26 protein-coding genes are annotated in these 24,001 nt (G+C 70.9%); 12 read left to right on the top strand and 14 right to left on the bottom strand.

Annotated features, from left to right (window positions below; genetic code table 11):
- Nucleotides 1–700: 700 nt before the first annotated feature.
- On the bottom strand, nt 701–1,204 hold the full coding sequence (locus BM013_RS28545) for a Rossmann-fold NAD(P)-binding domain-containing protein (protein WP_093131370.1): 504 nt from the start codon (nt 1,202–1,204) through the stop codon (nt 701–703).
- Between the two features lie 226 nt (nt 1,205–1,430).
- On the opposite strand from BM013_RS28545, the gene BM013_RS28540 reads away from it, so the two are divergent.
- Nucleotides 1,431–2,135 (top strand): Crp/Fnr family transcriptional regulator, encoded by a 705-nt coding sequence (locus BM013_RS28540; protein ID WP_256220268.1) that lies wholly within the window; start codon nt 1,431–1,433, stop codon nt 2,133–2,135.
- Nucleotides 2,136–2,139: 4 nt separating this feature from the next.
- On the opposite strand, the gene BM013_RS28535 is transcribed toward BM013_RS28540, so the two are convergent.
- Both BM013_RS28535 and BM013_RS28530 read right to left on the bottom strand, forming a co-directional pair.
- The gene (locus BM013_RS28535) at nt 2,140–4,269 is read right to left on the bottom strand and encodes a PAS domain S-box protein (RefSeq protein ID WP_093131366.1); all 2,130 of its coding nucleotides are present in this window, start codon (nt 4,267–4,269) and stop codon (nt 2,140–2,142) included.
- Nucleotides 4,262–4,996 carry a response regulator gene (locus BM013_RS28530; RefSeq protein WP_093131364.1) on the bottom strand — a complete coding sequence of 245 codons (735 nt, stop codon included), beginning with the start codon at nt 4,994–4,996 and terminating at the stop codon, nt 4,262–4,264. Before BM013_RS28530 ends, BM013_RS28535 begins: the two co-directional genes overlap by 8 nt.
- A 282-nt stretch (nt 4,997–5,278) precedes the next feature.
- Between BM013_RS28530 and BM013_RS28525 the strand changes: the two genes are divergently transcribed.
- Complete coding sequence (locus tag BM013_RS28525) at nt 5,279–6,463, top strand: DesA family fatty acid desaturase (protein WP_093131409.1); 1,185 nt, start codon at nt 5,279–5,281, stop codon at nt 6,461–6,463.
- Here the strand turns inward: BM013_RS28525 and BM013_RS28520 are convergent.
- From BM013_RS28520 to BM013_RS28510, 3 genes are read right to left on the bottom strand one after another with little or no spacing between them, the layout of a single operon-like run.
- Nucleotides 6,454–6,891, bottom strand: coding sequence for a DUF6691 family protein (locus BM013_RS28520; protein WP_093131362.1), 438 nt, complete (start codon nt 6,889–6,891; stop codon nt 6,454–6,456). The genes BM013_RS28525 and BM013_RS28520 overlap by 10 nt on opposite strands.
- Before the next feature lie 12 nt (nt 6,892–6,903).
- Nucleotides 6,904–7,350 (bottom strand): YeeE/YedE family protein, encoded by a 447-nt coding sequence (locus tag BM013_RS28515; protein ID WP_093131407.1) that lies wholly within the window; start codon nt 7,348–7,350, stop codon nt 6,904–6,906.
- The gene (locus BM013_RS28510) at nt 7,350–7,679 is read right to left on the bottom strand and encodes an ArsR/SmtB family transcription factor (protein ID WP_093131360.1); all 330 of its coding nucleotides are present in this window, start codon (nt 7,677–7,679) and stop codon (nt 7,350–7,352) included. The genes BM013_RS28515 and BM013_RS28510 overlap by 1 nt, the downstream gene beginning before the upstream one ends.
- Nucleotides 7,680–7,774: 95 nt before the next feature.
- Here BM013_RS28510 and BM013_RS28505 point away from each other — a divergent pair, with 95 nt between their 5' ends.
- The gene (locus BM013_RS28505; RefSeq protein ID WP_093131358.1) at nt 7,775–8,677 is read left to right on the top strand and encodes an MBL fold metallo-hydrolase; all 903 of its coding nucleotides are present in this window, start codon (nt 7,775–7,777) and stop codon (nt 8,675–8,677) included.
- A gap of 42 nt (nt 8,678–8,719) precedes the next feature.
- On the opposite strand, the gene BM013_RS28500 is transcribed toward BM013_RS28505, so the two are convergent.
- The gene (locus BM013_RS28500; protein WP_093131356.1) at nt 8,720–9,229 is read right to left on the bottom strand and encodes a universal stress protein; all 510 of its coding nucleotides are present in this window, start codon (nt 9,227–9,229) and stop codon (nt 8,720–8,722) included.
- Between the two features lie 113 nt (nt 9,230–9,342).
- On the opposite strand from BM013_RS28500, the gene BM013_RS28495 reads away from it, so the two are divergent.
- The 4 genes from BM013_RS28495 to BM013_RS41355 are packed head-to-tail and all read left to right on the top strand — an operon-like array spanning nt 9,343 to nt 12,127.
- Nucleotides 9,343–9,972, top strand: coding sequence for a hemerythrin domain-containing protein (locus tag BM013_RS28495; RefSeq protein ID WP_093131354.1), 630 nt, complete (start codon nt 9,343–9,345; stop codon nt 9,970–9,972).
- A gap of 50 nt (nt 9,973–10,022) precedes the next feature.
- Complete coding sequence (locus BM013_RS28490) at nt 10,023–10,445, top strand: universal stress protein (RefSeq protein ID WP_093131352.1); 423 nt, start codon at nt 10,023–10,025, stop codon at nt 10,443–10,445.
- 12 nt (nt 10,446–10,457) lie between these two features.
- Entirely contained in the window at nt 10,458–11,957 is a 1,500-nt protein-coding gene (locus BM013_RS28485) for a trypsin-like peptidase domain-containing protein (protein WP_256221727.1), read from the top strand.
- The gene (locus tag BM013_RS41355) at nt 11,954–12,127 is read left to right on the top strand and encodes a hypothetical protein (RefSeq protein ID WP_177225590.1); all 174 of its coding nucleotides are present in this window, start codon (nt 11,954–11,956) and stop codon (nt 12,125–12,127) included. The genes BM013_RS28485 and BM013_RS41355 overlap by 4 nt, the downstream gene beginning before the upstream one ends.
- 36 nt (nt 12,128–12,163) lie before the next feature.
- Here BM013_RS41355 and BM013_RS28480 read toward each other — a convergent pair whose 3' ends face one another.
- Nucleotides 12,164–12,970, bottom strand: a complete 807-nt coding sequence (locus BM013_RS28480) for an SDR family NAD(P)-dependent oxidoreductase (RefSeq protein ID WP_177225589.1) — start codon at nt 12,968–12,970, stop codon at nt 12,164–12,166.
- Nucleotides 12,967–13,932: a Bug family tripartite tricarboxylate transporter substrate binding protein gene (locus tag BM013_RS28475; protein WP_093131346.1), complete on the bottom strand. Its 966-nt coding sequence runs from the start codon at nt 13,930–13,932 to the stop codon at nt 12,967–12,969. Before BM013_RS28475 ends, BM013_RS28480 begins: the two co-directional genes overlap by 4 nt.
- Nucleotides 13,933–14,110: 178 nt before the next feature.
- On the opposite strand from BM013_RS28475, the gene BM013_RS28470 reads away from it, so the two are divergent.
- Both BM013_RS28470 and BM013_RS28465 read left to right on the top strand, forming a co-directional pair.
- Entirely contained in the window at nt 14,111–15,358 is a 1,248-nt protein-coding gene (locus BM013_RS28470; RefSeq protein WP_093131344.1) for an SDR family oxidoreductase, read from the top strand.
- A 57-nt stretch (nt 15,359–15,415) separates the two neighbouring features.
- Complete coding sequence (locus BM013_RS28465; protein ID WP_093131342.1) at nt 15,416–16,351, top strand: LysR family transcriptional regulator; 936 nt, start codon at nt 15,416–15,418, stop codon at nt 16,349–16,351.
- Here the strand turns inward: BM013_RS28465 and BM013_RS28460 are convergent.
- The 5 genes from BM013_RS28460 to BM013_RS28440 form a co-directional block, all read right to left on the bottom strand.
- Complete coding sequence (locus BM013_RS28460) at nt 16,341–17,177, bottom strand: anti-sigma factor family protein (RefSeq protein ID WP_093131340.1); 837 nt, start codon at nt 17,175–17,177, stop codon at nt 16,341–16,343. The genes BM013_RS28465 and BM013_RS28460 overlap by 11 nt on opposite strands.
- Nucleotides 17,174–17,737 carry an RNA polymerase sigma factor gene (locus BM013_RS28455; RefSeq protein WP_093131338.1) on the bottom strand — a complete coding sequence of 188 codons (564 nt, stop codon included), beginning with the start codon at nt 17,735–17,737 and terminating at the stop codon, nt 17,174–17,176. Before BM013_RS28455 ends, BM013_RS28460 begins: the two co-directional genes overlap by 4 nt.
- Before the next feature lie 40 nt (nt 17,738–17,777).
- Nucleotides 17,778–19,256, bottom strand: coding sequence for a YncE family protein (locus tag BM013_RS28450; protein ID WP_093131336.1), 1,479 nt, complete (start codon nt 19,254–19,256; stop codon nt 17,778–17,780).
- Between the two features lie 61 nt (nt 19,257–19,317).
- A complete protein-coding gene (locus BM013_RS28445; protein WP_371281053.1) occupies nt 19,318–19,782 on the bottom strand; it encodes a DUF305 domain-containing protein in 465 nt (154 codons plus the stop codon).
- A gap of 141 nt (nt 19,783–19,923) precedes the next feature.
- The gene (locus BM013_RS28440) at nt 19,924–20,850 is read right to left on the bottom strand and encodes a LysR family transcriptional regulator (protein ID WP_093131334.1); all 927 of its coding nucleotides are present in this window, start codon (nt 20,848–20,850) and stop codon (nt 19,924–19,926) included.
- 140 nt (nt 20,851–20,990) lie between these two features.
- On the opposite strand from BM013_RS28440, the gene BM013_RS28435 reads away from it, so the two are divergent.
- Genes BM013_RS28435 through BM013_RS28425 form a run of 3 tightly spaced genes read left to right on the top strand, consistent with a single transcriptional unit; the run spans nt 20,991 to nt 23,973 of the window.
- Entirely contained in the window at nt 20,991–21,980 is a 990-nt protein-coding gene (locus tag BM013_RS28435) for a Bug family tripartite tricarboxylate transporter substrate binding protein (protein WP_093131332.1), read from the top strand.
- A gap of 20 nt (nt 21,981–22,000) precedes the next feature.
- Nucleotides 22,001–23,065 carry an amidohydrolase family protein gene (locus BM013_RS28430; protein ID WP_093131330.1) on the top strand — a complete coding sequence of 355 codons (1,065 nt, stop codon included), beginning with the start codon at nt 22,001–22,003 and terminating at the stop codon, nt 23,063–23,065.
- The gene (locus BM013_RS28425; protein ID WP_093131328.1) at nt 23,062–23,973 is read left to right on the top strand and encodes a VOC family protein; all 912 of its coding nucleotides are present in this window, start codon (nt 23,062–23,064) and stop codon (nt 23,971–23,973) included. The genes BM013_RS28430 and BM013_RS28425 overlap by 4 nt, the downstream gene beginning before the upstream one ends.
- Nucleotides 23,974–24,001: the final 28 nt, after the last annotated feature.

Raw genomic sequence — 24,001 nt, 5'->3', positions numbered from 1 at the left:
CCGTGAACGACAGGATGGCCACCGTGCCGCACAGCGTGAGCAGGCTCATGACGGCGATGGTGGGCAGGTAGGTGCTGGGGGCGCCTCCGATGCGGACCAGTTCATTCCACAGTGCGCGGTTCGTGGTCAGGACCAGATAGAGACTGAGCCATGCCACGACCATGCCCGCGGAGCGCGGTTGCAGTGTCCACCGCTTGAAGCGTGTCCAGGGCGCGCCGGACGCCGACGGCCGGGGGGGTTGGGGCTGCGGCTGCGGCTGCGGCTGCGGCCGCGAAGAGCCTGCGCGTTGAAGTGGCGTGGAGGCTGTTCGTGAAACAGGCATGCGTGGAATCTAGAGGGCCAGCCGAGCCGACCGGCGGCGGCTTCGTTCCACGGCGCGGACCCGCGCCGGAGCTACGCTGTCGACTGGCCTTGCGTGCCCATGCGTTGCGGGGTTGAGGGTGTGGAGCATGCGTGTGTGTCGCGGTCTGGCGCCGGTGCGGCGAGGCTCGCTCCTGGATCGTGCTGCGAGCGGCGGGAGAGGCCAGAATGCCGCAGCCCCCACGCGCGGCCAAGCGGTGTAAACCCTGCGAACCGGCGTGTGCAATTCACCGGGCACTGCAAGCACCGAATCGCACAAGCTGCCCTGGATATTGCCCGGCATATCGCCCGCGCGCCTGGCCCCAGCCCCCGGGACCCTTGCGGCCGGCTCAACGCCGCTTCAGGCCAACCCGTCCACCAGCAGCGCCTGCAGCACGAAGCGCCGGTTCTCGCTCGCCGGCGCGTCGCCGCCCAGCGCATCGGCAAGGCCGGCCGACGGGTGCCCGTCGGCGGCGATGTCGTCGAACACCGGAATGCCCGCGGCCAGGCCGACCTGGCGCACCTGCTCCGGCGCCATGCCCTGGCACACCAGCGCGTCGTACAGGCGCCCGAGCATGCGCCCCGTGTGCCGCACCTCGCCGGGCTGGCTGGCGCCCGAGAGGCTCCAGCGCATCGTGGCCACGTGCGCGCCCAGCTCGCGGGCGGCCTGCAGCAGCAGCACCGACACCTCGCCGTTGTGCGAAGCGCGCAGCAGGCCGATGTTCTTGCCGCGCAGCAGCGGCGGCACGGCCCCGGCCTGCGCGAGCTGCCGCAGCCGCCGGGCAAGGTCGGCCAGTTCCGCCGCGTCCTGCGGCGACAGCGGCTGGTGGGCGCGGAGGTTCGGGTGAGCGGAAGAAGTGAGCATGGCGAGGGTGATGGTCCGAGGCCGCAAGGCTAGCCCCGCCGCCTGCGCCGGATTTGATGTGCATCAAGCGCGCGGCGCGTCCCGCGGCGTTGATACACGCCGGACACACAGCATTCACCGAGCGTTACCGACCGATGCCGAGCATTGGCACTGCGCGGGGCGGCGCTGCCTAGCATCGATGCATCGACAAGACACACGCGGCACACCGCCGCCCGAGGAGCCCCAGATGATCGAATTCGCCGCCGCCGAGAACACCGCCGACACGCTGAAGCTGCTCAGCGATTGGCTGCGGCCGCAGCGCCGCCTGGTGCGCACCGGCGACGTGATCTACCAGTCCGGCCAGCGCTTCGACAACCTGTACATCCTGAACTCGGGCTTCTTCAAGATCGTCAACCTCTCGGCCGACGGCCGCGAGCAGGTGGTGGGCCTGAGGTTTCGCGGCGACTGGCTGGGCTTCGACGGCATCGCGGGCGGGCACTGCGCCTGCGACGCGGTCGCCATGGACACCGGCGAGGTCTGGATCGTGCCGTACGACGCGCTGCTGGCCGCCTGCCTGAAGCACCCGCCGCTGCTGCAGGTGCTGCATGCGGCCATGAGCCGCGAGATCGCGAACGACCGAGAGTCGCTGATGTCGGTGTGCACGCTGCCGGCCGATGCGCGCGTGGCCGACTTCCTGCGCTACTGGGCCGAGTCGCTGGCCGAGCGCGGCATGCGCACCGACCAGATCACGCTGCGCATGACGCGCGCCGAGATCGGCAACTACCTGGGCATGACGCTGGAAAGCGTGAGCCGGGCGCTGTCGCGGCTGGCGCGCGACAAGGTCATCGGCTTCGCCGAGAAGGGCCGCCGCGACGTGCAGATTCCCGACGTGGGCGCGCTCTCGGCCTTCGTGCAGCGCTGCCTGGCGCCCGCGCCGGCCCTGCTGCAGTAAGCCTTCAGGGCAACCGAGCGGCCAGCAGCCGCGCGATGGCGCGCGCGAGTTCGGCGCGCGTGCAGGGCTTGGGCAGCAGTTCCCAGCTCTGCGGCACGCTTTGGTCGGCGTCCAGCAGTTCCGACGAAAAGCCCGACATCAGCAGGATCGCGATGCGCGGAAAGCGCTGCTGCACTTCGGCCGCAAGCTGCGTGCCGCGCATGCCGGCGCCGAGGGCGATGTCGCTCAGCAGCAGGTCGAAAGGTTCGCCACGCTGTGCGGAGACACCAGGCATTTTCGACATCGCCGACAGCGCTTCTTCACCGTTGGCCGCCGTCTCCACCTCGCAACCCAGCGTGAGCAGGAAGGTCTGCACCACCTTGCGGACCTCGGCGTCGTCTTCCACCAGCATCACGCGCAGGCCCGCCGGAATGGCTTCGTCGGCGAGTTCCTCGGCCATGGCCGAACCGGCGGCCGGCTCGCCACCGGCTTCTTCGAGCTGCGGCAGGTACAGCGTGACCGTGGTGCCCGCGGCCAGCCGGCTGTCGACGGCCACGGCGCCCTTCGACTGCTTGACGAAGCCGTACACCGTGCTCATGCCCAGGCCCGTGCCGCGGCCCGCTGCCTTGGTGGTGAAGAAGGGTTCGAACACGCGCTCCTTCACCTCGTCGGTCATGCCCGTGCCGGTGTCCGAGATGGAGATGGCGACGAAGCGGCCTTCGGCATTCGGCTCCACGCCCGGCGCGCTCAAGGTGGGTGGCGGCGACGTGCCGGCCTCGGTGCGAAAGTACAGCGTGCCGCCCTCGGGCATCGCGTCGCGCGCGTTGATGGCGATGTTCAGCAGCGCCGATTCGAGCTGCATCGGGTCGGCCAGCACCGGCGGGCAGCCCGGTGGGGTGTCGACCGCGATGTGGATGTGCTGGTCGAGCGTGCGGCGCAGCATGTCGGCCAGCGAGTGCAGCAGCGCATGGATGTCGACGACGTCGGGCTGCAGCACCTGCCGCCGCGAGAAGGCCAGCAGCTTGCCGGTGAGTTCCGCGCCGCGCCGGCTGGCGCGCGTGGCGGCCGCCACGAGCTGCTGCGCGTAGGCGTCCTGCGCGAGCGCGGGCAGTTCCTCGAGCACCTGCAGGTTGCCCTGGATCACGGTGAGCAGGTTGTTGAAGTCGTGCGCAATGCCGCCGGTGAGCTGGCCCACGCTTTCCAGCCTTTGGGCATGCGCGAGCGCCTCTTCGGTCTGCACGCGCTGCAGGCTGGTGGCCAGCAAGTTGGAGAGCGATTCCAGGAAGCGCTGCTCTTCCTCGCCGAAGCGCTTGGCCTCCTTGGAGCGCACCGACAGCATGCCGATCACGCGGCCCCGGTCCGACAGCGGCACCGCCAGCGCGCTGACCAGGCCGGCCTCCAGGTAGCCCGGCGGCACCGCGAAGCGGCGCTCCTCGCGGTAGTCGGCAATGACCACCGGGCGGCCCTGCGACAGCACGAAACCGGGGGGCGTGTCGGGCCGGTTGGCAATGCGCGCGCCGATCTCCTCGCCGGGCACGTTGCCCAGCGCGCTGGCCACGCGAAATTCGAGCCCGTTGCTTTCCAGCAGCAGCACCATCGCCACCTCGACCTCCAGGCCCGCGGCGGCGATGCGCGGCACCTGCTCGAGCACCACGTTGAGGTCGCGCGTGTCGACGGCCAGGCGGCCGAGCTGTGCCAGGTGGTCGCTGTAGCGCGCGCGCTGCAGCGCCTGCTTCACGCGCGGGTAGGCGCCGATGTCGCGGATCGCGGCCACCACGAAGGGCAGGCCCTGGTCCTGCAGCGGGCTGAGCGCGATCTCGACCATCACCTCGCTGCCGTCCTTGCGCTTGGCCACCAGCTCCATGTCCGTGCCCATGGGGCGCGGGCGCGGCGCGCGGCCGTAGGCCTCGCGGTAGGAGGCATGGCGCGGGCGGATGCTGTCGGGCACCAGCACGTCGACGTTCAGGCCTACGAGCTCGTCGGGGGCGTAGCCCAGCAGCGCCGCGGCCGAGGGGTTGGCCAGCATGATGGCGCCGGCCTGGTCGACCAGCAGCAGCGAGTCGGGGTAGGCGATGAAGAGCGAGCGGAACACGCTGCCTTCCTCGATGCCCGAAGGCAGCGAGAGCGCGGCGAGGTGGCGCGCCGCGTCAACCATGCGAGACCGGCGGCACGAGGATGTAGCCCGCGCCGCGCACCGACTTGATGAGCTGCGGATCGTCCGCGTCGGCCTCGATCTTCTTGCGCAGCCGCCCGACCTGCACGTCGATCGTGCGGTCGAAGGGCGCGGCCTCGCGCCCGCGCGTCTGCTCGATCAGGAAGTCGCGCGACAGCACGCGCCCGGGGTGCCGCGCGAAGGCGCGGAGCAGGTCGAACTCGCCGGCGGTGAGCGCCACTTCCGCGCCTTGCGGGTTGGTGAGACGGCGCGCGGCGGTGTCGAGCAGCCAATCTGCAAAGCGCATCTTCTCGGGCGAGGCCGCCGGTGCCGATGCTGTTGCCGCCACGGGTGCCGCGGGTGTGAGCCTGCGCAGCACCGCCTTCACGCGCGCGACCAGTTCGCGCAGGTCGAAGGGCTTGGTCACGTAGTCGTCGGCGCCCACCTCGAGGCCGACCACCTTGTCGACCGCGTCGCCCCGGCCCGTGACGATGACCAGGCCGCAGTGCCAGTTTTCGCGCATGCGCCGCGCGATCGAAAAACCGTCTTCGCCGGGCAGGCCGAGGTCGAGCAGCACCAGGTCGGCCGGGTCGGCGGCCATGAGCGACATCAGCGCGCGGCCGTCGTGCAGTTGTGTGACGCGAAAGCCGTGGCTCTGCAGGTAGCTGGCCAGGAGTTGCGTGATGTCGACTTCATCGTCGAGCACCGCGATGTGGGGTGCGGGTTTCATGCGGGAGGGGAGCATCCGGAATCCGGGGGAGCGTAGCACGCATGTTTGCGCCGTCGGTGCGGGTTCGGCGCAGGTCAGCGCGCCTCCAGCACCCTTCATCGCGGTGCCTGCGTCGTGGAAGAACCGGCCCCGCATGAAAGCGGCGGTCGCCTCTCGCATGGATGTGCGTCAAGGCCTCGGCGCCCGTGCGGTTCCCGGGCTGCGGCTGCAACGCGCTTGATCTGGCGCAAGCGTCCCTTGGCGCGCGCTTCGCAGAATCGCCTCTTCGTTCAAGAGGCACGCATGCATTCACTGCTTTTTACCGGCGCTTTCGATCTTCCCTGGTGGGGCTACGTGCTCGTTGCACTGGCGCTCACGCACGTCACCATCGCGTCGGTCACCATCTTCCTGCACCGCCACCAGGCGCACCGCGCGCTCGATCTGCATCCGGCGGTCAGCCACTTCTTCCGCTTCTGGCTGTGGCTCACCACCGGCATGGTCACCAAGCAGTGGGCCGCGGTGCACCGCAAGCACCACGCCAAGTGCGAGACGCCCGAAGACCCGCACAGCCCGCAGGTGTACGGCCTGAGCCGCGTGCTGTGGCGCGGCGTGGCGCTGTACGCGCACGAGGCCTCCAACAAGGAAACGCTGGCGCGCTACGGCCACGGCACGCCCGACGACTGGATCGAGCGCAGGCTGTACACCCGCCACCAGGTGCTGGGCATCGTGCTGATGGGGCTGCTCGACATGGCGCTGTTCGGCGTGGTGCCGGGCCTGCTGATCCTGTTCACGCAGATCGCGTGGATCCCGTTCTGGGCGGCCGGCGTGGTCAACGGCATCGGCCACTACTGGGGCTACCGCAACTGGCCCGCGGCCGACGCCAGCACCAACATCTCGCCCATCGGCATCCTGATCGGCGGGGAAGAGCTGCACAACAACCACCACGCCTTTCCGACCTCGGCCAAGCTGTCGAGCAAGTGGTACGAGTTCGACATCGGCTGGCTCTACATCCGCACGCTGCAGGCGCTGGGCCTGGCGAAGGTGAAGCACCTGGCGCCGAAGCCGCGGCTGGTGGCGCCGCGCACCGACATCGACCTGGACACGGTGCAGGCCGTCATCCGCCATCACTACGACGTGCTGTCGAGCTACACGCGCTCGCTGAAGCAGGCCTATGGCCGCGAGTTCGGCCGGCTGCGCGAGCAGGCGCCGCAAAAGGCGCGCGCGCTGCGCGGCGTGAAGTCATGGCTGGGCAAGGACGAGGGCGCGCTCGGCGCGTCGCGCCATGCGCAGCTGGTGTCGGCCCTGAGCGCCTCGCAGGCGCTGCAGACCATGTACGCCATGCGCCGCGAACTCACCGTGCTGTGGGCACGCTCGGGCGCCACCGGCGAGCAGCTGGTGCGGCGCCTGCAGGACTGGTGCGAGCGCGCGGAAGACAGCGGCATTGCGCCGCTGGCCGATTTCTCGGTGCGGCTGCGTTCCTACGCCTGAACCGGGGCGCGGGCGGCGCGGCGGCGTTCGAGCCATTCGAACACCATCATCCCCGCGAGCATGGCCGCCACGAACGCCGCGGCCTTGGCTTCTCCCATGCCCAGCGCGACGAGGCCCGGGCCGGGGCAGAAGCCCGCGAGGCCCCAGCCGGCCCCGAACACCAGGGCGCCGCCGAGCAGCCGCCGGTCGATGCGGCGCGAGGTGGGCAGCTGCATCGGCGCACCCAGCAGCGAGCGCTTGCGGCGTGCCGCAATGAAGAAGGCGACCGTGCCCACGGCCACGGCGCCCGCCATCACCAGCGCGAGCGAGGGGTCCCAGCGCCCGAAGAGGTCGAGGAAGCCCAGCACCTTGGCCGGGTTCGCCATGCCGGAGACGATCAGGCCGATGCCGAAGAGCAGGCCGCTGAGGAAGGAAGTGAATGCGAGCATGGTGCCTCTCCTTCAGCCGGCCAGCAGGTGGCGCAAGACGAAAACCGTCACGAAACCCGCGGCCATGAAGGCGGCCGTGGCGGCCAGCGAGCGCGGCGAGAAGCGCGACAGGCCGCACACGCCGTGGCCGCTGGTGCAGCCCGCGCCGTAGCGCGTGCCCACGCCCACGAGCAGCCCGGCGGCCACCACGGCGCCCCAGCCCGCATCGATGCGCGGCACCGGCCATGCACCCCACGCCAGGAAAACCAGCGGCGCCGCCACCAGGCCGCCCACGAAGGCCAGCCGCCAGGCCATGTCGCCGCGCGCGGGCCGCAGCAGTCCGCCGAGTACCCCGCCGAGCACGCCGCTGATGCCCGCGATGCGCCCGTTCAGCAGCACGAACGTGGCCGCCGCGAGCCCGATCAGCACGCCGCCCGCGAGCGACGACCACGGCGTGAACGCTTGCCAGTCGACGGACATCATGCGGCGGTCTCCTTGGGGCAATAGAGGCGGTAGAGCACCGCCAGGATGTCGAGCAGCGCCGGGTCGGCCACGCTGTAGTAGATGTTCTTGCCCTCGCGCCGCGTGTTCACCACGCCTTCGTTGCGCAGCACCGCGAGCTGCTGCGACAGCGTGGGCTGGCGAATGCCGAGCTGCTCCTCGAGTTCGCTCACGCACAGCTCCTGCTGCGAGAGCTGGCACATCAGCAGCATGCGCTCTTCGTTCGCCAGCACCTTGAGGGCGCCCACGGCGCGGGCCGCGCCTTCGCGCAGGCGTTCGGGATCGATGACGGGAGGCTTGCGGGGCATGAGGTAGGCGAGGGGGCGAAGGGAATTGCGTTGACAACACTATACCAATCAATATATTGTTCTTCAATAGATCGACGATACCCCTGGAGCCCGCGATGACCCAGCGAACCACCACGCACGCCTTCTTCGACGCGCACACCGGAACCGTTTCGTACGTGGTGCACGACCACGCGACGCGGCGCGCGGCCATCGTCGACCCGGTGCTCGACTACGACTTCAAGTCGGGCCGAACCGGCACGCAGTCGCTCGAAGGCCTCATCGACTGCGTGCGCACGCAACAGCTGCAGGTCGACTGGATCCTGGAGACCCACGCGCATGCCGACCACCTGTCGGGTGCGCGCCATCTGCAGCAACTGTTCGGCGGGCGCATCGCGATCGGTGCGCACATCCGCGAGGTGCAGGCCACCTTCAAGACGCTGTTCAACCTGGAGCGCGGCTTCCTGCCCGACGGCAGCCAGTTCGACCACCTGTTCGAGGACGGCGAGACCTTCATGATCGGCGAGACGCCGGCCACGGCGCTGCGCGTGCCGGGCCACACACCGGCGGACATGGCCTACGTGGTCGACGGCGCGGTGTTCGTGGGCGACACGCTCTTCATGCCCGACGTCGGCAGCGCGCGCGCCGACTTTCCGGGCGGCGATGCGCATGCGCTGTACCGCTCCATGCGGGCGCTGCTCGCGCTGCCGCCGGAGACGGTCGTGTATGTCTGCCACGACTACCCGCCGGCCTCGCGCGAAGCCGCATGGCAGACCACCGTGGCGCAGCAGCGCGCGCACAACATCCATGTGCGCGACGGCATCGGCGAGGAAGAGTTCGTCGCCATGCGCAGGGCGCGCGATGCGACGCTCGGCGTGCCGACGCTCATCCTGCCGGCGATCCAGGTCAACGTGCGGGCCGGCCACTTCCCGCCGCCGGACGACAACGGGATTTCCTACCTGCGCATTCCGTTGAATGCGCTGAATTCGCCGACCTCGCCTCCCTCGCCAAACCCGAAGTAGGGCCGGTGGCCTGATGGCCTGACGGCCGGCAACGCGGGTGCGTCACTGGCTCGCGACCTCGCCCACCGGCAGCGTGAACCGCTCCGACTCGGCCTTCGCCAGTTCCTCGGGCGCCCGCACCAGCAGCACCGGCACCGGCGACATGCGCAGGATGTGTTCCGCGCTGCTGCCCATGACCCAGCGGCCGAGCCCGCGGCGTCCGTGCGTGCCGATCACGATCACCTCGGCCTGCGATGCGATGGCCTGCGCGATCACCTGCTCGTGCACCGTGCCCTTGAAGCTGTCGCACAGCACCACGTCGGCGTCCACGCCTTGCGCCGCGGCCTGCGCGCGGCCCTCTTCGAGCAGCTTCGCGGCGCCCGCGCGCAGCTCCTTGAGCCAGTCGCCCGCGTAGCCCGCGTAGGCGTCCATTGCGAGCGCGAACGAGAGCTCGTCGATCACGTGCACCAGGCGCAGGCGCCCGCCGGTGAGCCTGGCGAGGCGGATGGCTTCGCCCAGGCCGCGGCCGGATGTCGAACTGCCGTCGACGGGAACAAGAATTCGCTGGTACATGGCATGGCTCCTGGAGTGGATGGAAGGGTGCGCAACCAGTATCGGGAGCGCTTCGACGCGCGGGCTTGATATCCGTCAAGGGCCGGCGCGTGCGCAGCGGCGAACCTACGGGCATGCAAGCCAAGTCTCCTTCCAGGGCCTCCACGGTTTCCTCGGTCTCCACCCACGTCGCCGTTCGCGTCATCCGCCAGGAGCACGCCGCGCTGGCGGCCATGCTGCGCTCCATCGTCATGCTGCTCGAGCAGCACCGCCGCAAGCGCACGCTGCCCGACTTCGCCGTGCTGCGCGCGATGCTGTTCTACGTGGACGAGTTTCCCGAGAAGCGGCACCACCGCAAGGAGACCGAGCTGCTGTTTCCCAAGCTGCGCGCGCGCACGCCGCTGTCGCGCGAGCTGATGGACAAGCTCGACAACGACCATGCCTGGGGCGAACGCAAGATCCGCAACGTCGAGCACGCGCTGCTCGCGTTCGAGATGCTCGGCGAGCCGCGCCGAGACGCCTTCGAAGAGGCGATGGGGCGGTACGTCGACTTCTACCTGGAGCACATGGCGCAGGAGGAGCGCGAGATCCTTCCGCTGGCCGAACGGGTGCTGAGCGAGGACGACTGGCGCGACCTCGACGAAGCCTTCGCGACGAACCGCGACCCGCTGACCGGCCATGTGGCCGACCTCGAATACAGCGCGCTGTTCACGCGCATCGTGAACCTCGTGCCGGCGCCCATCGGGCTCGGACCCGCGCTGTAGGCGCCGTGCATCGCGACGCTTTCCAACCGAAACGAGAGAAGGAAAAGACCATGAAGATCCTGCTGGCCGTCGATGGCAGCGAGTACACGGCGCGCATGCTGTCCTGGCTCCTGGCCCACAAGGAATGGTCGGGCGCCGGCCATGCGTTCACGGTGTTCCATGCGGTGCCACCCGTGCCGCACCGCGCCGCCGCCTTCGCGGGGCGCGAGCTGGTGCAGGGCTACTACGAGGACGACGCCCGCACGGTGCTGGAGCCGGTGCGCGCGCTGCTCGCCGCGCAGGGCTTTGCGGCCGGGTTCGTGCACAAGGTCGGGCATGCGGCCGAGGAGATCGCCTCGTTCGCGCAGCAGGGCGGCTTCGACCTGCTGGTGATGGGCTCGCGCGGCCACGGGTCGCTGACGAACCTGGTGCTCGGCTCGGTCGCCACCAAGGTGCTGGCCGCCTGCACCGTGCCCGTGCTGCTGGTGCGTTGAATGGCGCCCGCGATGCGCGCCGTTGCCGCCGCGCTGCTCGGGGTGAGCGCTGCCCTGGTGGGCCTGGCTGGCTGGGCACAGGAGCGTGCTTGCGCGGCGCAGGGCGCCGTCGACTTCGTGGCGGCGGCCGCGCGGCAGGGGCCGGCGGTGGTGGGGGTCAGCGTCGCGGGGCTGGGCGGGGACTGGCGCGGTGCCGCGGACAACGCCAATGACGCCAATGACGCCGGCGCCGCCGATGCCGCGGGCACTGCAGCCCGCAACCTGCGTCCTTCGGCCGCGTGGGGTCAGGGCCAAGGGCAGGGCCAGGGCGGTGGGCGCGGCATGACATCGGGCTTCATCGTGCGCAGCGACGGCTACATCCTCACCAGCGCGCACGCGGTCATCGGCGGGCGGCAGTTCGTCGTTGCCACCGCCGACCAGCGCCGCTTCGACGCCACGCTGGTCGGCTTCGACCGCCGCACCGACGTGGCATTGCTGAAGATCGCCGGCACCGGCCTGGCAGCCGTGACCATGGGCCGCAGCAGCCGCCTGTGTCCCGGCGAATGGGTGGCCGCGATGGGCGCGCCCTTCGGTTTCGAGCGCAGCGTGACGGCCGGCGTGGTCAGCGCCAATCCGCGCTACATGCCGGGCGGCAACGGCGTGCCGCTGATCCAGACCGACGTCGCGCTGAACCCCGGCAGCTCGGGCGGCCCGCTGTTCGACGGGCGCGGCGACGTGGTCGGCATGAACTCGATGATCTATTCGGCCAGCGGCGGCTACTTCGGCGTGTCGTTCAGCCTGCCGATCGACACCGCCATGCGCGTGGCGGACGAACTGCGCGCCAGCGGCCGCGTGACGCGCGGCCAGATCGGTGCGCGAACCCAGGCGCTGAGCGCGGACCTCGCGCCGGCGTTCGGCCTGCGTGCGCCGCTGGGTGCACTGGTGGTGCGGGTCGACGCGGGCAGCCCGGCCGAGAACGCCGGACTGCGCAGCGGCGACGTCGTGCTGGCCGTCGATGCGGCCGCGCCCATGGCCTATGCCGACATCCAGGAGCGCGTGTCGTCGTCGCGCCCCGGCACCCGGTTGACGCTGAGCGTCTGGCGCCGGAAAGCCGCGCTGTCGCTGCAGGTGCCGGTGGCCGCCGGCGCGGCGGACGTGGTGCCGGCCGGCCTGGCGGGCACTGACATGGGCAAGGGCATGGGCATGGGTTCGGACGCGGCGCGCGAAGTGCGCCTCGGCCTTGAATTCGCCCAGCGCAAGGGCCCGCTCGGCATCGGGTTTGCCGATGCGGGGCTCTACGTGAAGAGCGCTTCCGGGTCGGCGCAACAGGCCGGCCTGCGCTTCGGCGACATGGTGCTCGCGGTGAACGACACCGGCGTGTCGGGGCTGGACGACTTCGATGCGGCGCTTCGCTCGGTCGGCGAAGGTGACACGGTGGCGCTGCTGGTCATGCGCGGCGCCACGCGCAACTTCGTGGCGATCGCGCAGCGCGCGCGGGCCGCGGACCCGGCGCGCCAGGGAGCGGCCCGATGACAAGGCCAATGACCCGCGCCGTGTGGACGCTGGCCTTCGCCGCCGTCACCTTCGCGGCGACCGGCTTGCTCGTCTTCGCCGGCATGAAGGAAGACTCGCTGCAGGGGCAGGGCGTCCGCGCCGCGTGCCTCGCGCGGTGCCCGGCGTTGCTGGCCGGTGCGCTGAAGTAGGCGGGCCCTATGGGCCGTCTTGCGCGGCCGGCATGCTCAGTTCGCCGTATAGCCCCCGTCGACGGGCAGGATCGTGCCCGTCACGTACCGCGCCTGCGCCGACGCGAGGAACACCACCGGACCGGCAATGTCGTCGGGCTCGGCGGCGCGCTTGAGAAAGGTGCGTTCGACCATCGTGCCGAAGCGGTCCGCATCGTTGGCCACGTGCCGCGTCATCGGCGTCATGACCAGGCCTGGCGCCACCGCGTTCACGCGCACGCCACGCGGCCCGAGGTCGCGCGCGAGGAACTTCGTGAGCTGCCCCACCGCGCCCTTCGACGCGCCGTAGGCAATGTGCGCGCGCGTGGCCACCAGCGTGGTGATCGACGCCACGTTCACGACCGCGCCGCGCGTGCGCTCGAGGTCGGCCACGCAGGCGAGCGTCAGGTTGAGCACGCCTTTCACGTTGACCGCCATCACGCGGTCGAGGTCTTCGCCGAGTGCGGCGGCGTCGGCCGAGGTGCTGCGCCCGCCGATGCCCGCGTTGTTCACAAGCACGCCGACGGGCCCCCAGGCTGTGTTGAGGTCCGCCACCACGGCCTCGCACTGCGCGGTGTCGCGCACGTCCAGCGCGTAGGGCCGGCAGCGGTCGGTGCCGAAGCCGGTGTCCCGCGCCGCCTGGCGGGCCGCGTCGAGCTGCGTGTCGGTGATGGCCACGCGGCAGCCGGCCTGCAGCAGCCGGGCCGCAATCGCCTGCCCGATGCCCTGGCCCGCGCCGCTGACCAGCGCCACCGTGCCGTCGAACAAGCCGCTGAACTCGTGGCTGGCCACGCCATGGGCTGAGCTGTCGCGCGAGGCGCTCACTGCGCTTCCTTGGCCAGGTTCAGGCTCTGCAGCAGCGGAGCCCAGCGTTCGTGCTCGGTGCGGATGAAGCGGGTGATTTCTTCCGGCGTGCCGCCGCGCGGCTCCATGCCCATGGCCCGGGCGCGGCTGATGAACTCGGGGTCGGTCACGAGCTTGTTGACGGCGCTGTTCAGGCGGTTGACGGCGTCCTTGGGCGTGGCCGCGGGCACCGACAGCGCATACCAGAGCGGCGCCTCGATGTCGAAGCCCTGTTCCTTGAAGGTCGGCGCGTCGGGCACCTGCGGCAGGCGCTGGCTGTCCATGACGCCCAGCACGCGCAGCTTGCCGGCCTTCACGTGCGGCAGCGGCCCGGTGATGGACGTGCCGTGAATGTCGATCTGCTTGCCCAGCAGCGCCTGGATGCCCGGCGCGTCGCCGGGGAACGGAATGTGCGCGGTGCTGATGCCCGCCATCTTCTCGAACGACAGCGGCGCCAGGTTGGTCAGGATGGCCGCGCCCGGCGAGCCGCGGTTGATCTTGCCGGGGTGCGCCTTGGCGTACGCCACCATCTCCTTGATGTTGGTGTACGGCAGGTCCATGCGGCCCACGATGATCGCGGGCTGGTAGGCGATCTGCGTCACGTGCGCGAAGTCCTTCGCGGGGTCGTAGGGCAGCTTGTCGTACAGCACGGTGTTGCTGGTCATCGTGCTCAGCGACGACATGAGCACCGTCAGCCCGTCGGGGCGCGAGCGCGCGACGTAGTCGGCCGCCACGATGCCGCTGGCGCCGGGCTTGTTCTCCACGATGACCAGGTTGCCGCGCTTGGTGAGCTCGGAGGCGAGCAGGCGCACGTACTGGTCGGTGCCGCCGCCGGCCGAGAAGGGCACGACGATGCGGGTCGGTTGCTGCGCGTGGGCGGTGCCGAGGGTTGCGGCGCAGGCCAGCGCCATGGCCAGCGCGGGCAGGAAAGTCCGACGGATCATTCTAGGTGTCTCCTTGTAGTTGTCGATGGGCCCCGGATGGCGTATTGGCGTCATCCGGGTGCTCGCGTCAGTCAGTCTATGGGCGCGTGCGGCCGGCGGAACGGCAGGGAACGAAAAGCTGCTTTGCACGCGCTGCAGGAGGGCGCGGGGCCGCTGCGCCGCGATACTGCGGGCCGCCATGATCCATGCCACGCCCGACCCCCGCGCCGCCGAAGCGCCCGCCGTGCTCGTCACCGGCGCCGCCGCGGGCATCGGCCGCGCCGCGGCGCTGCGCCTGGCACACGCCGGCTGGCGCTGCGTGCTGGTGGACGCGAATGCAGAGGCGCTGCAGCAGCTGCAGGCCGATTGGCCGCAGACGGCACCGCCACCGCTCGGCCTGGTCGCGGACCTCACCGACGCGGCGCAGATCGCGCGTCTGGCGCAGGCCGTTCCGCCGCTCGATGCACTGATCAACAACGCGGGCCTGTCGGCCGGCGGCGCGGGCGCGCTCTCGGGCAGCGAAGACGGCGCCGCCGCGCGTCTGCTGGCGCTGAACCTCGCCGCGCCGGCCCGCCTCGTGCAGGCTTGCGCGCCGCGCCTGCGGCCCGGCGCGCGCATCGTCAACGTGGCCTCGGGCGCCGGGCTGCGTGCCATTCCCTGGCGCGGGCTCTACAGCCCGAGCAAGGCCGGGCTCATCGCGCAGACCCGGGCGCTGGACCGCGCCCGGCCCGGCTGGAGCGTGACCGCGCTGTCGCCGGGCTTCGTTCGCACCGAGCTCGTGCAGGGGCTGATCGACAGCGGCCGGCTGAACCCGGCCCGCGCGCTGGCCAAGGTGCCGCTCGGCCGCATGGCCGAGCCGCGGGAAATGGCCGATGCGCTGTGCTTCCTTGCCAGCCCCGCGGCGCGCTTGCTCACGGGACAGCTGCTGGTGCTCGACGGCGGCTCGTCCATCTACGGCGGCAGCGAGGCCTTGCCCGCGGCCGAGCGGCCCGTGCTGCCCTTCGACCTGCCGATGGCATTGCGCTGCGTGGACCTGCGGGCCCCCGCGTGGGGCTTGGCGGCAGACGAGCCCGCGAACGATGCGGCCTACCAGGCGGTGCTCGACGGCGCCGCGCTGGATGCCGCCCCCGGCGCGCTGCTCGAGACCGTGCTGCGCTCGGCGCGCCGCTTCCGCGAAAGCCGCGACGCCCAGGCGAGCCTCACGTTGCTGTTGCCGCCGCCCGCGTCGGACCTGCCTTGGGAGCAGGCCGGCGATGCCGCGGCCGCCCGCATGCTGATCGCCACGCTCGCCGCCGAATGGGGCGCGCGCGGCCTGCGCATCAACGCGCTGGAACTCGCCGAGAGCACGGCGCCCGGCGACTGCCGGCCCCTGCTGCACTACGTGGCAGGCGCACGCGCCCAGTTCCTTACCGGGCAGGTGCTCAAGCTCGGCGCCGCCCCGCACTGAGCCTGCGAACGCTGCGAACACCGCAGGCGCGCACCGCACTTGCGCTAGCCTCGCGCCATGAATCTGCGCCAGATCGAAGTCTTCCGGGCCGTCATGACCACCGGCTCCACCACCCATGCCGCGCGCCTGCTGCACGTGTCGCAGCCCGGCATCAGCCGGCTGCTGCGGCATTTCGAGCTGCAGCTGGGCGTGGCGCTGTTCGAGCGGCGCAACGGCCGGCTGGTGGCCACGCCCGAGGCGCACACGCTCTACGCGGAAGTGGAGAAGGTCTACCTCGGCGTGCACCACCTGCAGGACGTGGCGGCGCACCTGCGCTTCGGCGACCACGCCACCTTGCGCGTGCTGGCCAGCGCCAACACCGGCCTGCAGCTGGTGCCGCGCACCACCGCGCGGCTGCTGGAGCGCTTCGCCCAGTCGAAGGTGTTCTTCGAGACATTGCCCACGCGCGAGATCGTCAAGCTGCTGGTGGCCGAGGAGGCCGACGTGGCCATCACCAGCGCGCCGCTGGACCACCCCGCGCTCGACGTGCGCGAGATCGGCCGGTGGACCTTGCTGTGCGCGCTGCCGCAGGCGCATGCGCTGCTGCAGACCCGGCCTTTCGACCTGGCCGCCGCGTTGCGCCAGCGGCTGGTGGTCTACAGCCCCGAAGCGCCGCAGACCCGGCTGATCGACCAATGGCTCGAACAGCAGGGCATCGCGCGCCAGGTGGGCGCCGAGGTGCGATCGGGCTACGCCGCCTGCGCCATGGCCGCGGCGGGCGCGGGCATCGCGTTCGTCGACGACCTCTCGGCGCGCGCGCACCGGCAAGAGGGCCTGGCCTTCGTCGAGGTGCCCGGCGCGCCGCAGTTCCCCATCTACAGCGTGAGCAACGTCAACCGGCCGCTGTCGCAGCTGGGGCAGGGGTTCCTGGCGCTGGCCGAGGAGGAACTGGCCGCGCTGCAGGCCACGGGGCTCGGCACCGCGCGTGGGCCTGGCCAGCCAGTTAGCTCTTGACCTTGACCTTGAGGTCCGCGCCGATCTGGCGGCGCATCTCGTCCGCCAGCGGGTGCAGCGCGTCCGCCTCGTTCGCGCCGACCACGCCGTAGCCCAGCCCCTGGTCGGCCCATGCATAGCCGGCGCGCGGGCCGTCGATCTTCCTCATCACGGGTGTGTCCTGGTCGACTGCCATCGGGCGCACCATCAGCGCCAGCCGCGTGCCGCCGGCATCGTCGTACATGAAAAGTCCGGCCGGGCCGTGCTCGGTCATCACCAGCCGCCCGCCCATGAAGCTGTAGCCCGAGGGCGTGAGATCGGGAATGGCCACCTTGCGGCCCAGGCGTGAAGAAACCCAGCTGACCAGCTCCGCGCGCTGCGACGGCCCCATCTCCACGGGCCGCGCGGTGTCCGATGCATAGACGTCGTAGCTGCGCGCCGCTTCGCGGCCCAGCGCGAAGATGCCCGCGTCGCCGCTGCCCGGCGCGCCGCGCACCGACCATCCCGCACCGGCGCCCACGCCGAGCGAGAGCACCACCGCCGCGGCCATGCCCCAGGGCCAGCGGCGATGCGGCGCGCGCCGTTCGTCCTGCTCATGTTGTTCATGCTCGGCCACCATGCGCGCAAGGTTCAACCCGGGCGGCAGCGGCTCGCCGGCAATCGGCGCCAGCGCGGCGCGCAGTTCCTGCCGGTGCAGCGCGTGGGCCTCGACCTCGCGCGCGGCTTCGGGGTGTTCCAGCAGGTAGTCCCGCACTTCGCGGCGGCGCTGCGCATCGAGCGCCTCGTCGACGTAGGCATGCAGGTCCTCTTCGAGGATGGGACGTCCGTCAGGAGGATCGCCGTTCATTTCAGTCTCCGCAGGTGAGGGTGTGGCGAGGGGCCGGTCGTCGGTGGGCCGGCCGCGGGCATCGCGTCGACGCCGTCGAGCATGCGATGCAGCCGCTGGCGCGCGCGGGCCAGGCGCGACATCACGGTGCCCACCGGAATGTCGAGCGCCGTGGCGGCCTGCGCATAGGACAGGTCTTCGACCGCGACCAGCAGCAGCACCGCGCGCTGGTCCTCGGGCAGGCCGTCGAGCGCGCGCATCAGCTCGTGGTGCCGCACGCGGTGCTCCTGCGGCGCGGGCGTGCTGAACGCGGCCTCTTCGGCCTCGTCGATCTGGTCCATCGCCAGGTGCAGGCCGCGGCGCGACTGCTGGCGCATGCGCTGCACGGCCAGGTTGTGGAGGATCGCGAAGACCCACGAGCGCGTATCTTGCGCATCGCGGCGCTGCGCCCAGCGCGCGATCACGCGCTCCAGGCAGTCCTGCACCAGCTCGTCGGCCAGGTCGCGGTCCCGCAGCAAGGCGCGCGCATAGCGCCGCAATGCGGGGATCATCGGCTCGACGAGCAGGATCAGGTCGCTCATGGACGCACGGTGCCGTCAATCGCGCGAAAGCGCAATGCCCTCAAAGGGCCTGCACCTGCACCGGCGCCGCCGGCTTGCCGCCCGCCTGCGGCGCGATCACCAGGTAGCGCCGCGCTTCGCCCGCGGCGCCGTCCTTCACCTGCTGGCGGATCGGCCCGATCGCGTTCACGATTGCGGCGCCCGCCGGGTTGGTCGTGAAGTTCGCCAGCGGCTGCAGCGCGCCGCTGCCGTCGGGCTTGTCCGCCAGCGCCAGCACATAGGGCTGCCTGGGTTCCAGCCCGGTCGCGGAGGCCTGCAGCACCTGCAGCAGGCCCTGGTCGAACAGCGAGACGCTGGTGGGCGCATTGGTCGTGGCGGCTTCCTTGCGCGCCGCCACCGGCACCAGCGTGAGGTGCGCGACCTGGCCGGCCAGCCCCGGCGGCTGCAGGCCCTGCGTGCCGTCGCCCGCATCGGCCGGCACCGCGTTGGGCACATAGGCGATGGCCTGCGGCGCCTGGCCGACCGGCACGTTCGCCACCACGGTGTTCGTCGCGGTGTCGATGGCGGCCAGCGCGTCGGCGTTCTCCAGCCCCACGTACACACGCTTGCCGTCGCCCGAGGGCCAGATGCCGTGCGGCAGCTTGCCCACGGGAATGGTCGCAACCTGCGAGAAGTCGTCGGTGCGGAACACCTTGACGACGTTGAGGCCACCGATGGTGACGTAGGCGAAGCTGCCCCTGGCGGTGGCCGCAAAGTTGACGTGGTTGGTGATCGGTCCCGTGTCGAACGACTTGATCACCGCGAACGGCGGCTTCGCGTCGAACACCATCGTGCGGCCGATGTCCTTGAGCGTCATCCACACCTGCTTGCCGTCGGGCGTGGCGGCGATGTTGGGGCAGAAGGGGCTGTCCTGCTTCACCCGGCCGACGATCTGCTTACTGGCCGTGTCGATCACCACCGTCTCGGGGTTGAACGACGAGCACACGTAGCCGTACCTGCCGTCGGGCGAGAAGATCTGCATGCCCGGCCCGTTGGGCGTGGTGATGCGGGTCTTTTCCTCGAAGGTGGCCGCGTCGAGCACCGACACGTAGTTTTCGCCGCGCACCGTGACCCACACCTCCTTGCCGTCGGGCGTGAAGAAGGCCTCATGCGGCGAGCGGCCCACGTAGGTGGTGTGCTTCACCGTGTTGGTGGCGGTGTCGATGAAGCTCACCGAGTTCGAGCCGATCGACACGATGGCCAGCGTGCGGTGGTCCGGCGAGAAGCCCATGCCGTGCACCAGCACCTGGCCGCGGTACAGCGGGCTGAAGTTGCCGGGCGCGGGGTCGCCCAGGCGGATCACGCCCAGCAGCCTGTTGTCGACGGGGTCGGTGACCGACACGGTGTTGGAGAACTGCTCCGCCGTGTACACGCGGTCGCGGTGGCTCATGGGAATGTCGGCATCGGCCGCCGCGAGCGGCGCCTGGCCGGCCTGCGCGCAGGCGGCAACGGCGGCCAGCGCGGTGGCGGTGAGCCAGCGGGAGAGGGTGTGCTGTTTCATGTTGTGTGGTGTCTTGCGTCGAGGGGATACGGTGGGGATACGGTGGGGATGCCGCGGGTCTTCAGAGGCGCCCGGTCTGCGTGGGCGCGGGCACGGAGGGCGGCAGCGGCTGGCCGAGCGCCAGGCGCATCGCGGCGATCTCCTGCTGCTGCTCCACGATGATTTCCTGCGCGATGCGCCGCAGCTGTTCGTTGGCGCCGTGGCGCAGCTCGGCCTGCGCCATGTCGATGGCGCCCTGGTGGTGCGCGATCATCATTTCGGCAAAGTCGCGGTCCACGCTGCCCGACGGCTTGATGCTCATGCCGGCCATCATCCGGGCCATGGCCGCGTCGTTCTCGGCGGCAAAGCCCGCCTGCGCAGGGTCGCCGGAGGTGCAGACGTCCATGAAGCGCGAGATGGCATTCGCCGCCGTGGACTCGGGCGGCGCGTGCATCGCGGCGAAGGCGGCCGCCGCGCAGGCGAATGCCGCGGCGCCCAGGGCCAGTGCGCCGGGGCGCAGCAGCCGGCGTGGAAACTTCATCTGCATCGGGTGTCCTCGTCAGGTCGGCTCAACGGGGTTGTTGGTGGGCCGTTGCAGACGTAGACGCCGCAGGGGGCGGCTTATTCCGGTGCGATGAAAATTTTTTCGATGAGGCCTGCGGCTCCATCGAAAGCGCCCGGAAGGCGCCTACAGCGGCATCTCCGCGTTCGCGTCCCGCCGGTTCACCTCGTAGAACACCTTGCGCAGCCAGCGGTTGGCCGGGTCGCTGTGCAGCCGGCGGTGCCAGTACTGCTGCACCTGGATCTGCGGCGGGCGAAACGGCAGCTCGATCTTCTTCAGCGGCACATGCCGCCCCACCACGGTGGCGATGTCGTCGGGCACGGTCGCGATCAGGTCGCTGCCCGGCAGCAACGCCAGCAGGCTCATGAAGTGCGACAGCTCCATGGTCACGTGCCGCTGCCAGCCCTTGGCCTCGATCAGGCGGTCGATGTGGTGCTCGCGCCCGTCGGGGCGCACCACCACGTGGCGCGCCGACAGGTACTGCTTGAGCGTCATGCGCGGCCCCGCTGCGCTGTTGCGCGCGCAGGCGATGCATGCGTACGACGTCTTGAACAGCGCCTGCTGGAAGTAGCCGGCCTTGTGCAGGTCGGGGAAGAAGCCCACGGCCAGGTCGGCCTCGCCCGCCTCCAGCGCCTGCGCCGCCGCGAGCCGGGGCTTGGCCAGCGCGCGCAGCGTGACGTGCGGCGCCTCCTGGCGCAGCCGCCGCAGCACGCCCGGCAGGAAGGCCACCTCGCCGATGTCGGGCGTGAGGATGGTGAAGCCGCGCCCGGTGTGGGCCGGCTCGAAACCGGCGGGCTGCAGGATGTCCGACTGGATCATCTGCACCACGCGCTGCACGGCAGGCGCGAGTTCCTGCGCGCGCGGCGTGGGTTCCATCTGCGCGCCCGCGCGCACGAACAGCGGGTCGTCGAACACGGCGCGCAGCCGCGCCAGCGCGGCGCTGGTGGCGGGCTGGCTCAGGCCCACGGCCTCGGCGGTGCGGTTCACGCTGCGGTGCCGCGCCATCGCTTCGAAGATCACGAGCAGGTTCAGGTCGATCGATCGAATATCCATGGTGTGGATTCTATGTATCCGTCTTATCTACTTACCGGATTCGGTCCGCGCTCCTACGATCGCCGCTGACCGCTGCAACAAGGCGCGTCGCACGACTTTCCCGAGGGCGGTCCACGCCCCGCCAGACCGGAGACAAAGACATGAAACGCAGAGACTTCGCCCGCGCGGCTTCGCTGTTGCCGCTGCTGCCCATGCTGCCGATGGCCACCCGCGCCCTGGCGCAGGGCGGCGCATGGCCGCAACGCCCCGTCAAGTTCATCCTGTCGCAGCCGGCCGCCTCGGGCCCCGACATCCTGGCGCGCTTCATCGGCGACCAGCTCGCCAAGAAGTGGAACCAGCCGCTGATCGTGGACAACCGCCCCGGCGGGCAGAACGTGATCGGCGCGCTGGCCGCCGCGCGCGCGCCGGCCGACGGCTACACCTTCTATTACGCGACCACCGCCGCGATGGTCACCAACGTCTTCACCTTCAAGCAGCTGCCCTACGACCCCGCGAAAGACTTCGTGCCGGTGCGCCTGGTCGGGCGCAGCCCCTTCATGCTCGCGGCCGGCGCGAACTTTCCGGGCAAGGACCTGGGCGAGGTGCTGGCCCGCGCGAAGGCGCAGCCGGGCCAGGTCTCCATTGCCACCGAAGGGCCCAAGACCTTCTCGGGCATGCTGGCCGACAGCGTCGCCCACATGGCCGGCGTGAAGCTCAACCACGTGCCCTACACCAAGGCCACCGACGCCATGCAGGACGTGATCGGCGGGCGGGTCGACCTGGTGTGCCTGCCCGACGCGGCGCTCACCGCCTACCTGAAGGGCGGGCAGGTGGTGCCGCTGGCGGTGAGCACGGCCAGGCGTTCGTCCGAAATGCCGAACGTGCCCGCGCTGTCGGAGCGTTTCCCCGGTTTCGAATACACCGGCTGGAACGGACTGTTCGCACCCGCCGGCACGCCGGCGGACGTGGTCTCGCGTTTCAATGCCGACCTGGAATCGGTGCTGCGCCAGCCCGAGGTGGTGCAGCGCCTGCTCACGCTGGGCTCGCTGGCCGAGCCGCGCATGTCGGTGCCGGAGTTCGAGGCCTTCATGCGCGCGGAGCGCGAGCGCTGGGGCAAGGTGGTGCAGGCGCTCGGCATCGTGGCGGAGTAGGGCGCAAGGCGCAGAGCACGATGGCATCGCTCATGTCCTGCACCTGCGGCATCGACGTGCACGCGCACGTCGTTCCGGAGAACTTTCCCGCCTGCATCGGCCGCACCATGCCGGCCGACTGGCCGTCGATGGCGCCCGCGCAACCCTGCCACCGCCACGTGATGATCTCGGGCAAGGTGTACCGCACCGTGTCCGACAGGTGCTGGGACACGGCCCGCCGCCTCGAAGACCTGCCCGGCATGGGGCTCGCGCTGCAGGTGGTCTCGCCCATGCCCGAGCTGCTGTCGTACTGGATGGCGCCGGCCGGCGCGCAGCAGCTGCTGCGCTACCTCAACGACCAGATCGCCGCCATGGCCGCGCAGAGCTGCGGGCGCATCGCGGGCTTGGGCGCCGTGCCGCTGCAGGACGTCGACCTGGCTATCCGAGAGCTCGAGTACGCGGTGAAGACGCTGGGCTTCGCGGGCGTGGAGGTGGGCAGCAACATCAACGGCGTGCCCATCGGCGCGCCGGCCTTCGACCCGTTCTTCGAGGCCTGCGAGGCGCTGGGCGCCGCGGTGTTCGTGCATGCGATCCGGCCGGCCGGCATGGAGCGGCTGGTGGGGCCGGCGCCGCTGCAGCAGGTGCTGGGCTACCCGGGCGACGTGGGCCTGGCCGCGGCCTCTGTCATCACCACCAACCTGCTGGTGCGCCGGCCCGGGCTGCGCATCGCCTTCAGCCACGGCGGCGGCACGCTGGCTTCGCTGCTGCCGCGGCTGCAGCAAGGCTGGGGCGTGTTCCCTGCGCTGCGCGACGGCATCCATGAATCGCCGCAGGCCCAGGCGCAGCGCCTGTTCTACGACACGCTGGTGTTCGACACGCCCATGCTGCGCCACCTGGTCGCCACCTTCGGCGGCACGCAGCTGCTCATCGGCACCGACCACCCTTTCAACTTCCATGACCGCACGCCGGTCGAGCGCATCGAGGCCGCGGGCTTCGACGCCGACACCACGGCGCAGTTGGTCCACCGCAATGCCGAGCGCTTCCTCGGCCTGCAGCCAACGCAGACAGCAAGGACGGAACAAGCGATGAAAGGCCCCACCCCATGAGCTCTCCCTGGATCGCGGGCCTGCGCAGCGTGGCCCTGAACATGCCCGACCTCGCGCAGGCCGAACGCTTCTACACGCAGGTCTGGAACCTCGACGTGGCCGACCGCCGCGACGGCGCCGTCTACCTGCGCGGCAGCGGCAGCGACGCCTACCTGCTCGCGCTGCACCAGGGCGGGCCGGTGCCGCAGATCCGCCATGTGAGCCTGCGCGCGCGCAGTGCGCAGGCGCTTGCGGCGGTGGCCGAGGCGGCGGTTGCAGCCGGTGCCGGCTTGATGTCGCCGATCGCGCCGATCGCGCCGTTGACCGAAGATCCCGCAGGCGGCCAGGGCCTCACGCTCAAGGACCCGCACGGCCGCGTCTTCCAGGTGGTGCATGGCGACCTTCGACGCGCCGAAGCCGCCGAGGTGAAAGACCGCCCGCTGCGCCTCACGCACGTGGTGCTCAACAGCCACGCGGTCGACGAGACGCAGGCCTTCCTGGGCCGCGCCTTCGGCTTCACGCTGGCCGACCGCACCGTGGCCATCGCCTTCATGAACTGCAACCACGACCACCACACGCTGGCGGTGGGCATCAGCGACAACGACGCGCTCAACCACATCGCGTTCCTGATGCCCGACTGCGAATCGGTCATGCGTGGCGGCGGCCGCATGAAGGACGCGGGCTTTCCGATCCAGTGGGGCCCCGGACGCCATGGGCCGGGCAACAACCTCTTCAACTACTTCATCGACCCGTTCGGCGTGGTCATCGAGTACACGGCCGAGGTCGAGCAGGTCGACGCGCACTACCGCCCGCGCGGCCCCGAAGACTGGAAGTGGCCGCCCGGGCGCGTCGACCAATGGGGCATCTCGCCCCCGCCGGGCCCCGGCCTCAAGGAGGCGCAGCGCCGCGTGCTGTTCGCGCCCGATTGATCCCCCACCGATTTCCCTGAAAGAAGCA

The organism is Variovorax sp. OK605 (assembly GCF_900115445.1).
Lineage (GTDB): Bacteria > Pseudomonadota > Gammaproteobacteria > Burkholderiales > Burkholderiaceae_C > Variovorax.
This window is presented reverse-complemented; position numbering and strand designations above follow the sequence as displayed.

Excerpts from the sequence above, each read along its gene's own strand:
- BM013_RS28510 (WP_093131360.1), bottom strand. The coding sequence starts at position 7,679 with ATGCCCCGCAAGCCTCCCGTCATCGATCCCGAACGCCTGCGCGAAGGC.
- BM013_RS28475 (WP_093131346.1), bottom strand. The coding sequence starts at position 13,932 with ATGATCCGTCGGACTTTCCTGCCCGCGCTGGCCATGGCGCTGGCCTGC.
- BM013_RS28465 (WP_093131342.1), top strand. The coding sequence starts at position 15,416 with ATGAATCTGCGCCAGATCGAAGTCTTCCGGGCCGTCATGACCACCGGC.
- BM013_RS28530 (WP_093131364.1), bottom strand. The coding sequence starts at position 4,996 with ATGAAACCCGCACCCCACATCGCGGTGCTCGACGATGAAGTCGACATC.
- BM013_RS28545 (WP_093131370.1), bottom strand. The coding sequence starts at position 1,204 with ATGCTCACTTCTTCCGCTCACCCGAACCTCCGCGCCCACCAGCCGCTG.
- BM013_RS28495 (WP_093131354.1), top strand. The coding sequence starts at position 9,343 with ATGCAAGCCAAGTCTCCTTCCAGGGCCTCCACGGTTTCCTCGGTCTCC.
- BM013_RS28440 (WP_093131334.1), bottom strand. The coding sequence starts at position 20,850 with ATGGATATTCGATCGATCGACCTGAACCTGCTCGTGATCTTCGAAGCG.
- BM013_RS28430 (WP_093131330.1), top strand. The coding sequence starts at position 22,001 with ATGGCATCGCTCATGTCCTGCACCTGCGGCATCGACGTGCACGCGCAC.
- BM013_RS28520 (WP_093131362.1), bottom strand. The coding sequence starts at position 6,891 with ATGCTCGCATTCACTTCCTTCCTCAGCGGCCTGCTCTTCGGCATCGGC.
- BM013_RS28470 (WP_093131344.1), top strand. The coding sequence starts at position 14,111 with ATGATCCATGCCACGCCCGACCCCCGCGCCGCCGAAGCGCCCGCCGTG.
- BM013_RS28500 (WP_093131356.1), bottom strand. The coding sequence starts at position 9,229 with ATGTACCAGCGAATTCTTGTTCCCGTCGACGGCAGTTCGACATCCGGC.
- BM013_RS28445 (WP_371281053.1), bottom strand. The coding sequence starts at position 19,782 with ATGCAGATGAAGTTTCCACGCCGGCTGCTGCGCCCCGGCGCACTGGCC.
- BM013_RS28525 (WP_093131409.1), top strand. The coding sequence starts at position 5,279 with ATGCATTCACTGCTTTTTACCGGCGCTTTCGATCTTCCCTGGTGGGGC.
- BM013_RS28435 (WP_093131332.1), top strand. The coding sequence starts at position 20,991 with ATGAAACGCAGAGACTTCGCCCGCGCGGCTTCGCTGTTGCCGCTGCTG.
- BM013_RS28450 (WP_093131336.1), bottom strand. The coding sequence starts at position 19,256 with ATGAAACAGCACACCCTCTCCCGCTGGCTCACCGCCACCGCGCTGGCC.
- BM013_RS28505 (WP_093131358.1), top strand. The coding sequence starts at position 7,775 with ATGACCCAGCGAACCACCACGCACGCCTTCTTCGACGCGCACACCGGA.
- BM013_RS28515 (WP_093131407.1), bottom strand. The coding sequence starts at position 7,350 with ATGTCCGTCGACTGGCAAGCGTTCACGCCGTGGTCGTCGCTCGCGGGC.
- BM013_RS28540 (WP_256220268.1), top strand. The coding sequence starts at position 1,431 with ATGATCGAATTCGCCGCCGCCGAGAACACCGCCGACACGCTGAAGCTG.
- BM013_RS28425 (WP_093131328.1), top strand. The coding sequence starts at position 23,062 with ATGAGCTCTCCCTGGATCGCGGGCCTGCGCAGCGTGGCCCTGAACATG.
- BM013_RS28460 (WP_093131340.1), bottom strand. The coding sequence starts at position 17,177 with ATGAACGGCGATCCTCCTGACGGACGTCCCATCCTCGAAGAGGACCTG.
- BM013_RS28485 (WP_256221727.1), top strand. The coding sequence starts at position 10,458 with ATGCGCGCCGTTGCCGCCGCGCTGCTCGGGGTGAGCGCTGCCCTGGTG.
- BM013_RS41355 (WP_177225590.1), top strand. The coding sequence starts at position 11,954 with ATGACAAGGCCAATGACCCGCGCCGTGTGGACGCTGGCCTTCGCCGCC.
- BM013_RS28535 (WP_093131366.1), bottom strand. The coding sequence starts at position 4,269 with ATGGTTGACGCGGCGCGCCACCTCGCCGCGCTCTCGCTGCCTTCGGGC.
- BM013_RS28455 (WP_093131338.1), bottom strand. The coding sequence starts at position 17,737 with ATGAGCGACCTGATCCTGCTCGTCGAGCCGATGATCCCCGCATTGCGG.
- BM013_RS28490 (WP_093131352.1), top strand. The coding sequence starts at position 10,023 with ATGAAGATCCTGCTGGCCGTCGATGGCAGCGAGTACACGGCGCGCATG.